The organism is Nonomuraea sp. NPDC049637, from assembly GCF_040675235.1.
GTDB lineage: Bacteria > Actinomycetota > Actinomycetes > Streptosporangiales > Streptosporangiaceae > Nonomuraea.
This window is the reverse complement of the sequence record NZ_JBFAOM010000058.1, coordinates 26,505-40,063: the sequence shown is the minus strand read 5'-3', so window position 1 is coordinate 40,063 and position 13,559 is coordinate 26,505. Positions and strand designations below refer to the sequence as shown.

Here is a 13,559-nt window from a genome sequence, read left to right as displayed (position 1 = left end):
AGGTCGCGAAAACGACCCTAACGAGAACCCGTTCGCCATGTTCGGCAACCCTGAGCAAATGGCTCAGGCGATGCGCCAGTTCGCCGACATGTTGTCGGCGCCTCAGGGTTCAGGCCCTGTCAACTGGGACATGGCCAAGAACATCGCACGACACGCCGTGGTCGCCCAGGGCGATCCGAGCGTCATGGAAGGCGAGCGCCGCCAGATCGTCGAGGCGCTGAGCCTGGCCGACCTGTGGCTGAACGAGGCGACGACGCTGCCGAGCGGCGTGTCCAACCCGCAGGCCTGGAGCCGGTCGGAGTGGATCGAGAACACGGTCCCGGTCTGGCGCAAGCTTTGCGAGCCCGTTGCCGAACGCATGGTCGACACCATGGGCGGCGCGCTCGGCGGCTCCGGGCTGCCGCCCGAGGCCCAGCAGATGGCCGGGCCGCTGATGGGCATGCTCAAGCAGATGGGCGGCATGATGGTCGGTCAGCAGATCGGCCAGGCGCTCGGCTCGCTGGCGCGCGAGGTCATCGGCACGACCGACATCGGCCTGCCGCTGTCCGGCACCGCGGCGCTGCTGCCCGGCGGCATCGCGTCCTTCAGCGAGGGCCTCGAGATCCCCGCCGACGAGATCCGGCTCTACCTGGCGCTGCGCGAGGCCGCGCACCACCGGCTGTTCCAGCACGTCCCGTGGTTGCGCTCGCACCTGCTCGGGGCCGTCGAGGAGTACGCCAGGGGCATCACCGTGGACACCTCCGCGCTGGAGGAGCAGATCCGCGGGCTCGACATCAACAACCCCGAGGCGATCCAGGAGGCGCTGAGCGGCGGCGCGCTGCTCAAGCCCGAGGAGACCGAGCGGCAGAAGGCCGCCCTGGCCCGCCTGGAGACGATGCTCGCCCTGGTCGAGGGGTGGGTGGCCACGGTGGTCGACCGGGCCGCCGACGGCAAGCTGCCCTCGGCGGTCGCGCTGGCCGAGACCGTGCGCAGGCGCCGGGCGACCGGTGGGCCCGCGGAGCTGACGTTCGGCACGCTGGTCGGGCTGGAGCTGCGGCCCCGGCGGCTGCGCGAGGCCGCGGCGCTGTGGCGCGCGCTGGAGACCGAGCGCGGCGTCGACGGGCGCGACGCCCTGTGGGGTCACCCCGACCTCATGCCGACGGCCGAGGACCTCGACGACCCCGACGCGTTCGTACGCGGCGAGGCCGCCTGGGACATCTCCCAGCTGGAGGCCAGGCCCACCGACGAGAACGGCGGCGAGAACGGCGACCAGGACGGCGGCCGGTGACCCTGCACGACGACGCGGTGGCGGTGCTGTCCTCCTGGACCGCGCCGACCCCCGGGGAGGAGGCGCTGCGCGCCGAGTTCCTCGGCTACCTGCGGACGTACGACGACGCCATGTGGCGCGTGTGCGCACCCGGCCACCTGACGGCCACCACCGCCGTGCTCAGCCACGACGGCGCCCGGGTGCTGCTCACGCTGCATCCGAAGGCCGGGCAGTGGTTGCCCATGGGCGGCCACTGCGAGGACTTCGACGCCACGCTGGAGGCGGTGGCGCTGCGCGAGGCCACCGAGGAGTCGGGAATCTCCGGACTTGAGCTGCTGCCCGGCCCGCTGGCCGTGGACAAGCACAAGGTCTGGTGCCATCCGCCGCACAGCTGGCACCTCGACGTCGAGTACGCGGCCGTGGCACCTCCCGGCGCCGAGGCCGTCATGAGCGACGAGTCGCTCGACCTGCGCTGGTTCCCCGTCGACGAGATCCCCGAGCTGTCCGACGAGGCCACGCGCCGGCTGGCCGCACGCGGACGCGCCGCGCTCAGCTCGCGCTCGCGTTCGCTGGGTTAGAGTCCTTCGCATCGTTCCAAGGGGGCCGCGTGGAGACTTCTGCCGTTGGCGGCACGATCGTGACGCCTGCCCGCAAGCCGCGGAAGTTGCCCGGCAACGTCCTGACCTGGCTGGCCGTGACACCCTTCGCGGCCTGGGCCGTGGCCAGGGTGGCCGGGCTGGAACGAGGCTCGCTGCCCACGCAGCTGATGACGGCGACGCCGTACGCGGCGGCCGGGTCCCTGGTCCCCCTCCTGATCGCCGCGGTCGGGCGCCGGCGGGCCGCGACGGCCGTCGCGCTGCTCACCACGACCGCGCTCGGGTTCAGCGTCCTGCCGCGTGCGCTGGGCACGGCCGAGGCCACGACCGGCAGGCCGTTCAAGGTCATGACCATCAACATGTTGTTCGGCAAGGCCGACCCGCAGGTGATCGTGAACCTGGTGCGCGAGTTCCGGCCCGACGTGCTGAGCACGCAGGAGCTGACGCCCGGCGCCGTGGCCGACATGGACGCGGCCGGCCTGAAGGAGCTCATGCCCCACCGCGTGCTCGAGGACGAATGGGACGCCGGCGGAAGCGGCCTCTACTCCAGGCACCCGCTGCAGACGCTCGACGGCGTGGTGCCGCCGGTGGGGCACAAGATGCCCGCCGCCATGGTGGCGCTGCCGGGCGGGAAGCCGATCGAGTTCGTCGACGTCCACCCCTACCCGCCGCTCGGCCCCAACGTGGTCAACTGGAACGAGGCGCTCTCCAGCCTTCCTTCCGCCGGCGGCGAAACCGTGCGGATCCTCGCCGGCGACTTCAACGCCTCGCTCGACCACGCCTCGCTGCGCAGGCTGCTGGCCCGGGGGTACAAGGACGCGGCCGACCAGGTGGGCGCGGGGCTGATCCCCACATGGCCGGCCAACAAGCGGGTGCCGCCGATCATCACCATCGACCACGTGCTGGTGGACGAGCGGGTGGGCGTCAGGGAGGTCAGCGTGCGCGACGTGCCGGGCACCGACCACCGGGCCGTGCTGGCCGAGCTCACCGTGCCGTGACGCGGGGTCAGCGGCCGGCGATCAGGGCGCGGGTGTTGTCCCAGCCTTCGAGACCCGGGTCGAGGCGTTCGACGTCGTCGAGCGTGCGCAGGCGGTGCCATCCAGAGATGGTGGCGACCCTGCGCGGGCCCGGGGCCTGAGCTCGAAGGACGGCGACGACGTCGGGGGCGTCGAGGTCGGGGTCGGCCCAGGCCGGCAGCGGCAGCGAGCAGGCCAGCGCCACCGCGCCGCCGTCCGCCGCGGGGCAGATCGTGATCTCGGCCCGGCCCAGTTCCCTGAACAGCTTGCCGACCAGCAGCGAGGGCAGGTCGGGCGCGTCGGCGTTGATCACCGCGGCCTGGTCGCCGGACAGTCGGCCGAGGACCGCTCGCAGCGGCTCGTCCTCGTCGATGGTGACGATCTCCGTGCCGGGCCAGACGAGGTCGTCGAGGCCGGGGACGGCCGTGATCAGAACCGGGGTGACGAACTCCAGGCCGGCGACCATCTCGTAGGTGTCCTCGGCCACGGCCTCCAGGAACTGCCGTGGATCGACGCCGGGGGGCGCCGCTTCGGCCATGCGGCCGCGTACCAGGACGGCGACGATGCGCGTCAACACTCCTCCGGTGCCGTGTGGGCCGCCGCGGAGAATCCTTCGAGGAACCCGCGCGCCCGCTCCGCCTTCGGATACTGTTCTACCAGCGCCCAGAACCCCGGGCCATGACTCGGCACGATCAGGTGCGCGAGCTCGTGGATGATGACGTAGTTGATGACCCACTCGGGCAGGCCCTTGAGCCGGGTCGAGATCCTGATGGTGCCGTTCTCCGGGGTGCAGGAGCCCCAGCGATGCTGCTGGTTGTCGACCCATCGCACGCTCACCGGGTCGGGCCGGCCGTCGAGGTACTTCACCGACAGCTCCCTCGCCCGTTCGAGCAGGGCCTCGTCGGTCGGCCTTCGTCGTTCTTCCTTGGCGGCCAGCCGGTCGAGCATCCGGCTCACCCATTCATCCGCGTCTTCGCCGCTCAGCCAGGCGGGCAGGAGCACGATCGTCTTGTCGCCGTCGCGGTAGGCGGAGACCGTACGCCGGCGACGAGAACTGCGACGGACCTCGACTGTCTCGGGGGGCACATAAGCACGTTAGCCGAGACTGGCGAAATTCCACAGAGGGTGGACGTTGTTTTCGCTGGTCAGATGATTAAGAGCCGGTGAATTTGGGCATGCGCCTTTCCCGATGCGCCGCCAGGCCCTCCAGCAGGTCGGATGATGCCATGGTCACGGGCTGGGCCAAGGATTCCCACCTCAGAGCGGCTTCCAGGTCTTGATGCTCTTGGTTCAGCGCGACCTTTGTGAGGCGGGTGGCGACTGGAGCCATCTCCGCGATCTTCTTGGCGATGACCGAAACCTCGGAGAGAAGGTCATTCTTCGGGAAAGATTGATTTACCAAGCCTTTATCTGCGGCTTCCGTACCCGTAAGGAGACGGCCGGTCAGGAGCATCTCGCGGGCCAGTGCCGTACCGGCTCTTCTGGGCAGCAGGTAGGTGGCGGCCATGCCCGGGTGCAGCCCCAGCCGGGTGAAGGGGGCCAGCAGTTTGGCGTCGTCCGCGGCGTAGACGAGATCGCAGGCCAGGGCGACACACAGGCCCGCGCCGACGGCGGGGCCGTTGACCGCGGCGACGGTGGGGACCTCCAGGTCGGCGATCATCAGCCAGGTACGGTAGAAGGCGAGCATGCGGTCGCGCAGCGGCGGCACGGCCTCGGCGCCGCGCTCGCCGATCCACGACAGGTCACCGCCCGAGGAGAACGCGCTGCCCGCTCCGGTGACGACGACGCAGCGCAGGTCACGGTCGGCGGCCAGGGTGGTCATGGTTTCGCGCCATTCGGCCGTCATGGTGTCGGTCATGGCGTTGCGCAGTTCGGGGCGGTTGAGGGTGAGGACGACTACTCCGTCGTCTGTGCGGTCGACCAAGAGCTCGCTCATGCGGCGAAGCGTAACGCTCTGCGGGACGCGGATGCGGAGGCGGTTCCCGCTTGCCTCGGTGGTTCCCGGCTTGCCCCGGTGGTTCCGGCCTGCCCCGCTGGTTCCCGGCTCTCCTCGGTGGTTCCCCGCTAGCCTCAGGTGCGGATGTGGTCTCCGGCCTGTCTCGGGTGCGCTTCGCTGCGGGACGTTGTCCACAGGGTGGGCGTCGTGGTCGGAGGTTGTCCACAGGCGGCGCGGAACCGGCTCGGGATCTTGGTCGGACGTGCGAACCTTCCGGCCATGAGGCCACGTGTGAAGCCGGCCCTCCGGCGCATCCTCCGCGACGAGCACACCCTGCAGTACGGCGTGCATCCCCTCCGGGCCATCACGCTGACCGGCCTGACGAGATCGGTTCGTCAGTGGATCGAGGGGCTCGACGGCACCCGCGACCTGCGCCGGGTGATGCGTGACGCGGCGGCGGCCGGCCTCGACGAGCCGTGCGCCCAGGCTCTGCTCGACTACCTCGCCACGCGGGGCGCCCTGCACGACGCCGGCCCGTTCCCGGCGCCGCTCCGGGAGCTCTCCCTCGCCGAGCGGGATCGGCTGAAACCCGATCTCGACGCGCTCGACCTGGCCTCGAACGGTCCCCAGGGCGGCGTCGAGCTGCTGCGGCGTCGGCGGGAGGCGAAGGTCAGGGTTTACGGAGCCGGACGCGTGGGGGCCCAGATCGTCGCCTTGCTCGCGGCCGGCGGGGTCGGCGACATCCGCGTGATCGATCCCGGGCCGGTCCGGCCTGGGGACATCACGCCGGGCGGCCTGACATGGGCCGAGGTGGGGCTGTCCCGGGAGGAGGGCGCGGCGGCGGTCGCCCGGCGGCTGCTTGCTCCCCCGCCGAAGAACGCGCCGGCCGTTCCGCCGCCGCGCGATCACGCCGCACCCCCTCGCCATGCGGGCCCGAACGCGACACCCGCTGGCGATGTCGCCGGCCGGCCCGCACGCGGGGCGCCGTCGCCGTCCGGCGGCACGACCGCACAACCCAGGCGGCCAGGCGTCACGCCGTCCGACAGCGCCGCCGCGCAGGTCTCTCCTGATGTGCCACCTACTTCGGCGGAGGTGAGTCAGGACGTCGTTCCGTCGTCCAACGTCCTGGCCGGAGCTCCGCATCTGGGGGACGGCACGGCACGTCCCGACCTCGCCATCCTGGCGCCCGTAGGGCCGCTGGACGGGGTGCTGGTCAACGAGCTGGCCGACTTCGGCATCCCGCATCTGCTGGTGTCGGCCTTCGAGGGGCACGGGTCCGTCGGCCCACTGGTGTTTCCCGGCGAGACGACGTGCCTGCACTGTCTCGACCTGACGCGCCGCGACCACGATCCCGCCTGGCCGATCGTCACCGCCAGGTTGGGCGGCTATCCGCCGGGCGAGATCGCCTGCGACACGACTCTCGCCACGCTCGTCGCGGCCGCGGCGACCGGTCAGGCGCTTGCTCATCTCGAAGGCCGGGCGTCCTCTGTGACGAACGGCACAATGGACGTAATGCCTGATTGGTGCTGGAAAAGACGGTCGTGGAGCGGTCATCCGCAATGTCGTTGTATGCGAAACAATCCATATTCGCTAACAATGGACGTGTCACCTACCAGCGACTGACGTGCTCAGGGGACGACCACGAAGGGGGGAAGCGGCATCTCGGGCGAGGTTCCGCGCATGAGTGTGAGCGATCTTCCGCGCCGGGCAGTCACCCGCTCAGCCAAGTTGGCCACCCTTCCGCTCGGGTTCGCCGGGCGGGCCGCCCTCGGCCTCGGCAAGCGCATCGGCGGCAAATCAGCAGAAATCGTGGCCCAGGAGGTACAGCAGCGCACCGCCGAACAGATCTTCAAGGTGCTCGGCGAGCTCAAGGGCGGGGCGATGAAGCTCGGGCAGGCACTGTCGATCTTCGAGGCGGCGCTTCCGCCGGAGATCGTCGGCCCCTACCGGGCGACCTTGACGAAACTGCAGGACGCCGCTCCTCCGCTGCCGGTCGCCACCGTCCACAAGGTGCTCGCCGAGCAACTGGGGGACGATTGGCGCAAGCACTTCCTCTCGTTCGACGACCGTCCCACGGCCGCCGCCTCGATCGGCCAGGTGCACAAGGCCGTCTGGAACGACGGGCGCGAGGTGGCCGTCAAGATCCAGTATCCGGGGGCGGGCAAGGCGCTGCTCGGCGACTTCACCCAGCTGGCCCGGCTGGGAAAGATGTTCGGGGCGCTGCTGCCCGGCCTCGACATGAAGGCGCTGCTGGCCGAGCTGCGCGAGCGCATCGCCGAGGAGCTCGACTACCTGCGTGAGGCCGAGGCACAGCACGCCTTCGCGCTGGAGTTCAACGGCGATCCCGACTTCCACGTCCCTGATGTGGTGGCGGCCAACGAGATGGTGCTGGTCAGCGAGTGGATGGACGGCACTCCCCTGTCGCGGGTGATCACCGAGGGCAGCAAGGACGAGCGTGATCAGGCGGGGCTGCTGTTCGTCCGGTTCCTGTTCTGCTCGCCTGCCCGGGTCGGCATGCTGCACGCCGATCCCCATCCGGGCAACTTCCGCGTGCTGGCCAACGGCAAGCTGGGCGTCCTCGACTTCGGCGCGGTCAACCGCCTGCCCGGCGGCTATCCGAAGGTCTTCGGGCAGCTCACGCGCATCTTCAACCAGGGCGACATGGAGACCGTGATGACGGGTCTCCGTGACGAGGGCTTCATCCGTCAGGACATCGACATCGACCCCGACGCCCTGCGCGCTTTCCTGGCGCCGTACGTGGAGCCGACGGCCGTGGAGGAGTTCACCTTCAGCCGGGAGTGGCTGCAGGCCCAGGCGGCCAGTGTCGCCGACCTCCGCCCGACGAACGTGGTTCGCCAGCTCAACCTGCCGCCGTCGTACGTGCTCATCCATCGGGTGCACGCGGCCGGCGTCGGGGTCCTCTGCCAGCTCGGCACGACGGCGCGCTTCCGTGACGAGGTGATCCGCTGGGTTCCGGGCTTCGCCGACGACCCGAACGGCGAGGCACTGGCTATCGGCTGATCGGGCGGGACGCGGGTCATGGGACGGCCCGAAGGACGCATCCAGGGTGATGGAACCGAGCGCGGGTCAGGGGTGGCGTTCCTGGATGCGGATCAGGTTGCCCGAAGGGTCGCGGACGGCGCAGTCGCGGACGCCGTACGGCTGGTCCATCGGCTCCTGGACGATTTCGGCGCCGCTGGCCTTCAGGCGTTCGAAGGTGGCGTCGAGGTCGGTGGTGGCGAGGTTCACGCCGGCGTAGGTGCCCTTGGCCATCATCTCGGTGATGGTGCGGCGTTCGTCGTCGGTGATGCCGTAGCCGTTCGCGACCGGTGGTTGCAGGACGATGGACGTGTCCGGCTGGCCGGCGGGGCCCACCGTGAGCCAGCGCATCCCCTTGTAGCCGACGTCGTTGCGTACCTCGAAGCCGAGGACGTCACGGTAGAAGGCCAGGGAGGCTTCCGGGTCGGTGTGCGGGAGGAAGCTGGAGTGGATGGTGATGTCCATGGAAGTCACGCTAATTGGGGTCAGGTAAGCGCGGTCTCTCGGTTCCTGATGGGTCTGGTCACCTGTTTCGACACGCACGACGGCATCCCCGCGGTCGCGCTCGCCGCCCGGCGACGATAGACGCTGGGCGGCACACCGACCAACTCGGTGAAGCGGGTGCTGAAGCTGCCCAGCGAGGAACAGCCGACCGCGAAGCAGACCTCGGTGACGCTCATGTCGCCGCGGCGCAGGAGCGCCATCGCGCGTTCGATGCGGCGGGTCATCAGGTAGCCGTACGGGGCTTCGCCGTACGCGCGGCGGAACTCGCGGCTGAGGTGGCCGGCTGACATGTTCACGCCGCGGGCCAGGGCTTCGACGTCGAGCGGCTGGGCGTAGTCGCGGTCGATACGGTCGCGGACGCGGCGCAGCAGGGCGAGGTCACGCAGGTGCTGCGCTTCGGCGGGTCTGCTGGTCACATGCGCCATCGTACGTCGGCCCATGGTCGGCCGGGACCGCCGGCCACCCCAGCTCACACCGCACCCTCCACCCCACGAACCCTTCCCGACCCGAGTCCGACATACCGAAAAGAGCCAGGCACCGAAGACAAATGCATGGAAGGCCAGCTCCCTGGCCGCCGCAAGAAGACCACCCGAGATCCGGATCGCGAATCACAGGAAGAGACAGACAGGCCAAGGCCCCCGGCTGCAGGCTGCGCCGCGCCCCGAAGCGACCGGACCGCAGCTCATCCGGCAGAGCGCAGATGTCCCGCAACTCATCCGGCAGAGCGCAGAGGTCCCGCAACCCACCGCGCTCAACGCGGACGTCCCGCAGCTCACCTGGTCGCAGAGATTCCCGCGACACACCGGACAGAACGCAGGCGACCCGCAGCTCACCGAGCTGGGCGGCAGACGTCCCGCATCTCGCCCCACAGAGCGCAGAAGTCTGGGCATGGAAAGAGCCGGGCGCTGGGTGCGCCCGGCTCTTCAGATGCAGGTGGGGATCAGGAGATCCTGCGCCGGCGGCAGGACCTCCTTGATCACACCTGCCGGCTCAGCGCCTTCCGCAAGCGGTCGTTGGCCCGCTTGACCTCGCGTCGCGCCCGCTGTACGCGGCTTACGCGCAGGATGAGACGCTGCTCCTCCGCTTCGCGGTGGAGAGTTTGTATTCGGTCGTTGACCAAGTCATGAAACAGATACGGCACGGCCAGGCTCCTGGTGGAAGAAGTGCTCATCGGTGTTCTTGTTCTCTCTCGCTCGTCGGGCTGGTGGATGGTCAGGCAGCGACCGGGTGCTTGCGGGGACGCCCGCGCGGACGCTTGCGGGGAACAACCGTTCCCCTGAGGATCAGTTCGCCGCCCCAGACTCCCCAGGGCTCCTCGCGCTCCAGCGCGCGGGCCAGGCAGGCCTGCTGGATCGGGCAGCCGCTGCAGAGAGCCTTGGCGAACTCGACGTCCTCGGGTGACTCTGCGAACCACAGGTCAGGGTCGGTACGACAGGGGATCTTGGCTTCGTCGATCAGGTCCATGATCGTCTTGGCCCCCATCTGCTTCTCCTTTTGATCGAGCTTTTTGATCTTGTCGGGCACCTCGGAGGTGGTCGGGGATCGCGGAAAAACAAAGAGGCCGCGGATCCTGTGTACGGATCCGCGGCCTGGGGGCTGCTATGTGCCGGTCAGGTTATGACCGGAGCATCCCTCCAGGGTTGCGGACCGCACAGTCCACCCTTGGTGAGCTGGTTGGTCGGGGCAGCGATACCTGCGCCATAGACAGGAACGCCTTGCGGAGCGGCGACACCCGCGTGAGCCCTCGCACGGACGGCGGGGGCCTGGATACGGGCAGACTTCTCCTGCCGCAGCTTGGCCGGCCCATCGGCGAGCCTCACCGAGTCACGGCACGCGGAAGCGAGCCACTGCGTGGCCGACATCTGGATGCTCATCACCGGGGCTCACCTCCACTCATCAGATCGTCGGAAACAGGAGTGTCCGACTCGCTTGTCCATGACCCTAAACCGGGAAGCCGGGAAGGGGCAACATATTTTCTACCTGCGATTTTGTGACACAACCACGGTGTCACAACGTGCTGCGAACCGACTACTTCGCCACGCGGATCATCGCCTCCTGGACGACGGAGACCACGAGCTCGCCCGACGCGGTGAACATCTCGCCGCGCGCGAGCCCCCGAGCGCCCGCTGACCAGGGGGCCTCCTGGGCGTACAGAAGCCAGTCGTCGGCGCGGAACGGGCGGTGGAACCACATCGCGTGGTCCAGGGACGCGCCGATCACGTTCGAGGCTCCCCAGGCCATCCCGTGGGCCAGCAGGATCGTGTCCACGAGCGTGAAGTCCGAGGCGTACGCGGCCAGCACGACGTGCAGCAGCGGGTCGTCGGGCAGGTCGGCGTCGTAGCGGAACCACACGTTGGTCTGGGCGCTGCGCAGCTCGGGGTTCAGGTGCGCCTCCCACGTCAGGGGAGAGACGTAGCGGGCGTCCACGGGGCGCGGGCGCGAGAGCCACTCCCGCAGCTCGGGGTGGTCGCCCAGCACCTCCGACATCCTGTTCTGGAACGTCGGCAGCGTCTCGGGGGCGGGCACGACCGGCGCCACCGACGCCTGGTGCTCCACGCCCTCCTCGAAGATGTGGAACGAGGCCGACATCGTGAAGATCGCCTTGCCGTGCTGGACGGCGACGATCCGGCGGGTGGTGAACGACCGGCCGTCGCGCAGGCGCTCGACGTTGTAGACGATGGGGATGGACGGGTCGCCCGGCCTGATGAAGTAGGCGTGCAACGAGTGGACGTGCCGGTCCTTGGGAACCGTGCGGCCGGCCGCCACGAGGGCCTGCGCGGCCACCTGGCCGCCGAAGACGCGCTGGATGCGCTCCTCCGGGCTTCTGCCCCGGAAGATGTCCAGCTCGATCTGCTCAAGGTCGAGCAGGTCGAGCAGCTCCTTCAGCGCCTCGTTCACAGGACCCCCTCACGGACGAACATTCCACGGACAAGTCTGACGTGCCACGCCTGTTCCCCCAAACCCGCCCTGCCTTGCCGGGATGCGCCCGTCCTGCCGTTTCGCCCGGTGGGGAAGGGACTCACGCGCGAGGGGGCCGGCCGTACGTGAGGGATCTCACCCGCGGCACAGGCCGAGGACGGCCTCGCCGTAGCGGTCGACCTTGACCCGGCCGATGCCGGCGATCGACAGCAGCTCCTGCTCGGTGGCCGGCGCGCGTTCGGCGATGGCCTGGAGGGTGACGTCGGTGAAGACCACGTACGGCGGGATCTTGGCCTCCTTGGCGGTGGCCGTGCGCCAGACCTTGAGGCGTTCGAGCAGGGCCTCGTCGTAGTCGGCCGGGCAGGTCGCGCAGCGGCCGAGCTTCTGCTCGGCGGCGGCCACCAGCGTCTTGGCGCACACCCGGCAGCTCACCGGCGCGGCGACCGTGCGGCGTTCGCCCGCCGGGGTCGTCATGCGGGGCGGCGTCGAGGCGCGGCCGGTGAGCCCGTCGAGGAAGCGGGAGGGACGGCGGCTCTTGCGCCCGCCGGGCGCGCGGGCCAGCGCCCAGGACAGCGACAGGTGCTCGCGGGCGCGGGTGACGCCGACGTAGAGCAGCCGCCGTTCCTCCTCGATCTGCTCGGGGGTCTCGGCGTAGATGATCGGCAGCATGCCGTCGGTGAGGCCGACCAGGAAGACCGCGTCCCACTCCAGGCCCTTGGCGGCGTGCAACGAGGCGAGCGTGACACCCTCCACCGGCGGCGCGTGCTGCTCGGAGGCGCGGCGTTCCAGCTCGGCGACGTACGCGGGCAGGTCGGCGCCCTCGGCGGCCATGTCCTCGGCCAGGTCGGCCAGCGCCTTCAGCGACTCCCACTTCTCCCTGGCCTTGCCGCCGCCGGGCGGGGAAGGGGTCAGGCCGACCCCGGTCAGGATGTGGTGCACTTCAGAGGCCAGCGGCTCGCCCGCGGCCGACCGCGCGGCGCCGCGCAGCAGCACGACCGCCTGCCGCACCTCGGGACGCTCGAAGAACCGCTCGGCGCCGCGCAGCACGTACGGGATCTCGGCCTTGGACAGGGCCTCCTCGTAGGACTCCGACTGGGAGTTGATCCGGAACAGCACAGCGATCTCGCGCGAGGGCACCCCCTTGTCCAGCAGCTTCCTGATGGCCCGCGCGACGCCGGCGGCCTCGGCGGGCTCGTCGTCGTAGTCGGAGAAGACCGGTTTGGGGCCGTCGGGGCGCTGGGCGATGAGTTCGAGGCGGTTGGGGGTCCTGGACTTGGCGATGACCAGGTTGGCCAGGTTCACGACCTGCGGGGTGGAACGGTAGTCGCGGACCAGCCTGATGACGGCGGCCTTCGGGTGCTCGACGGCGAAGTTGGTGAGGTAGCGGGGGCTGGCGCCGGTGAACGAATAGATGGTCTGGTTGGGGTCGCCGACCACGCAGATGTCGTCGCGGCCGCCGAGCCAGGTGTCGAGCAGGAGTTTCTGGAGCGGGTTGACGTCCTGGAACTCGTCCACGACGAAGTAGCGGTACTGCTGGCGGATCTGGGCCGCGACCTCCTGGTGCTCGGTCATCACGGCCGCGGTCAGTTCGAGGATGGTCTCGAAGTCGACCAGGTGGCGTTCGCGGCGGATGCGCTCGTACGACTCGTAGAGCCGGGCCACCTCCTCCGGCGAGCCGGGCGGCGTGCGGTGGTGCTTGGCGGCGGCGGCCACGTAGTCTTCGGGGCCGATCTGGGAGACCTTGGCCCATTCGACCTCGGCCGCGATGTCCCGCAGCTCGGACCGGTCGGGATTTTTCCTGATCTGGCGGCAGGCTTCGACCAGCACCGGCAACTTCGACTCGATGACCGAAGGGGCCTCGCCGCCGATCACCCGCGGCCAGAAGTAGGTGAGCTGGCGCAGGGCGGCCGCGTGGAACGTACGGGCCTGGACGCCCGGCGCCCCCAGCGCCCGCAGCCGCTGCCGCAACTCCCCCGCCGCCCGGGTGGTGAACGTCACCGCGAGCACGCTGGGCGCGTCGACCACCCCGCTGCGCACGGCGTGAGCGATGCGATGGGTGATCGCCCTGGTCTTGCCCGTGCCGGCCCCGGCGAGCACGCACACCGGGCCGCGCACCGCCTCGGCGACCTCCCGCTGTTCCGGGTCGAGGCCGCTGAGGACGTCATCCACGCTGTTCACCCGATCTTCCTCCCCGCAAGTGGCGCCGAAGCACTTTATTCTGGCAACATGCGCCCCGACGTATGTTCATAGTCACCGAGATGCAAAGGAATGGTTGCTTCCCCCACAATGGGACCGACCATGCC

The 13,559-nt window shown here is 69.9% G+C and carries 14 protein-coding genes; 5 read left to right on the top strand and 9 right to left on the bottom strand.

What is annotated here, in order from left to right; all coding sequences use genetic code 11:
• The first annotated feature begins 37 nt into the window (after window positions 1-37).
• From AB0J71_RS44110 to AB0J71_RS44100, 3 genes are read left to right on the top strand one after another with little or no spacing between them, the layout of a single operon-like run.
• Window positions 38-1,267: a zinc-dependent metalloprotease gene (locus AB0J71_RS44110; RefSeq protein WP_364420175.1), complete on the top strand. Its 1,230-nt coding sequence runs from the start codon at window positions 38-40 to the stop codon at window positions 1,265-1,267.
• Complete coding sequence (locus tag AB0J71_RS44105; RefSeq protein WP_364420167.1) at window positions 1,264-1,824, top strand: NUDIX hydrolase; 561 nt, start codon at window positions 1,264-1,266, stop codon at window positions 1,822-1,824. The genes AB0J71_RS44110 and AB0J71_RS44105 overlap by 4 nt, the downstream gene beginning before the upstream one ends.
• Before the next feature lie 29 nt (window positions 1,825-1,853).
• Window positions 1,854-2,840 (top strand): endonuclease/exonuclease/phosphatase family protein, encoded by a 987-nt coding sequence (locus tag AB0J71_RS44100; protein ID WP_352319324.1) that lies wholly within the window; start codon window positions 1,854-1,856, stop codon window positions 2,838-2,840.
• Between the two features lie 7 nt (window positions 2,841-2,847).
• Here AB0J71_RS44100 and AB0J71_RS44095 read toward each other — a convergent pair whose 3' ends face one another.
• The 3 genes from AB0J71_RS44095 to AB0J71_RS44085 all read right to left on the bottom strand — a co-directional run bounded on the left by AB0J71_RS44095 (window position 2,848) and on the right by AB0J71_RS44085 (window position 4,794).
• A complete protein-coding gene (locus AB0J71_RS44095; RefSeq protein WP_364420164.1) occupies window positions 2,848-3,432 on the bottom strand; it encodes a DUF2064 domain-containing protein in 585 nt (194 codons plus the stop codon).
• The gene (locus tag AB0J71_RS44090) at window positions 3,429-3,944 is read right to left on the bottom strand and encodes a M48 family metallopeptidase (RefSeq protein WP_352319320.1); all 516 of its coding nucleotides are present in this window, start codon (window positions 3,942-3,944) and stop codon (window positions 3,429-3,431) included. Before AB0J71_RS44090 ends, AB0J71_RS44095 begins: the two co-directional genes overlap by 4 nt.
• Window positions 3,945-4,011: 67 nt before the next feature.
• Window positions 4,012-4,794, bottom strand: a complete 783-nt coding sequence (locus tag AB0J71_RS44085) for an enoyl-CoA hydratase-related protein (RefSeq protein WP_352319318.1) — start codon at window positions 4,792-4,794, stop codon at window positions 4,012-4,014.
• A 198-nt stretch (window positions 4,795-4,992) separates the two neighbouring features.
• Between AB0J71_RS44085 and AB0J71_RS44080 the strand changes: the two genes are divergently transcribed.
• Complete coding sequence (locus AB0J71_RS44080; protein WP_364420162.1) at window positions 4,993-6,417, top strand: thiamine biosynthesis protein ThiF; 1,425 nt, start codon at window positions 4,993-4,995, stop codon at window positions 6,415-6,417.
• Window positions 6,418-6,480: 63 nt separating this feature from the next.
• Window positions 6,481-7,815: an AarF/UbiB family protein gene (locus AB0J71_RS44075; protein ID WP_352319338.1), complete on the top strand. Its 1,335-nt coding sequence runs from the start codon at window positions 6,481-6,483 to the stop codon at window positions 7,813-7,815.
• Window positions 7,816-7,881: 66 nt separating this feature from the next.
• On the opposite strand, the gene AB0J71_RS44070 is transcribed toward AB0J71_RS44075, so the two are convergent.
• From AB0J71_RS44070 to AB0J71_RS44045, 6 genes are all read right to left on the bottom strand, one after another.
• Window positions 7,882-8,298, bottom strand: a complete 417-nt coding sequence (locus AB0J71_RS44070) for a VOC family protein (protein ID WP_352319315.1) — start codon at window positions 8,296-8,298, stop codon at window positions 7,882-7,884.
• Between the two features lie 20 nt (window positions 8,299-8,318).
• The gene (locus tag AB0J71_RS44065; RefSeq protein WP_352319313.1) at window positions 8,319-8,762 is read right to left on the bottom strand and encodes a helix-turn-helix transcriptional regulator; all 444 of its coding nucleotides are present in this window, start codon (window positions 8,760-8,762) and stop codon (window positions 8,319-8,321) included.
• 551 nt (window positions 8,763-9,313) lie between these two features.
• Window positions 9,314-9,508 (bottom strand): hypothetical protein, encoded by a 195-nt coding sequence (locus AB0J71_RS44060; protein WP_352319311.1) that lies wholly within the window; start codon window positions 9,506-9,508, stop codon window positions 9,314-9,316.
• Window positions 9,509-9,549: 41 nt separating this feature from the next.
• Window positions 9,550-9,819, bottom strand: a complete 270-nt coding sequence (locus tag AB0J71_RS44055; RefSeq protein WP_352319337.1) for a WhiB family transcriptional regulator — start codon at window positions 9,817-9,819, stop codon at window positions 9,550-9,552.
• A 546-nt stretch (window positions 9,820-10,365) separates the two neighbouring features.
• On the bottom strand, window positions 10,366-11,235 hold the full coding sequence (locus AB0J71_RS44050; RefSeq protein ID WP_189652464.1) for an acyl-CoA thioesterase II: 870 nt from the start codon (window positions 11,233-11,235) through the stop codon (window positions 10,366-10,368).
• Between the two features lie 156 nt (window positions 11,236-11,391).
• Window positions 11,392-13,425 (bottom strand): ATP-dependent DNA helicase UvrD2, encoded by a 2,034-nt coding sequence (locus AB0J71_RS44045; RefSeq protein ID WP_364420173.1) that lies wholly within the window; start codon window positions 13,423-13,425, stop codon window positions 11,392-11,394.
• Window positions 13,426-13,559 lie beyond the last annotated feature (134 nt).

Excerpts from the sequence above, each read along its gene's own strand:
- AB0J71_RS44060 (WP_352319311.1), bottom strand. The coding sequence starts at position 9,508 with ATGAGCACTTCTTCCACCAGGAGCCTGGCCGTGCCGTATCTGTTTCAT.
- AB0J71_RS44110 (WP_364420175.1), top strand. The coding sequence starts at position 38 with ATGTTCGGCAACCCTGAGCAAATGGCTCAGGCGATGCGCCAGTTCGCC.
- AB0J71_RS44065 (WP_352319313.1), bottom strand. The coding sequence starts at position 8,762 with ATGGCGCATGTGACCAGCAGACCCGCCGAAGCGCAGCACCTGCGTGAC.
- AB0J71_RS44070 (WP_352319315.1), bottom strand. The coding sequence starts at position 8,298 with ATGGACATCACCATCCACTCCAGCTTCCTCCCGCACACCGACCCGGAA.
- AB0J71_RS44055 (WP_352319337.1), bottom strand. The coding sequence starts at position 9,819 with ATGGGGGCCAAGACGATCATGGACCTGATCGACGAAGCCAAGATCCCC.
- AB0J71_RS44085 (WP_352319318.1), bottom strand. The coding sequence starts at position 4,794 with ATGAGCGAGCTCTTGGTCGACCGCACAGACGACGGAGTAGTCGTCCTC.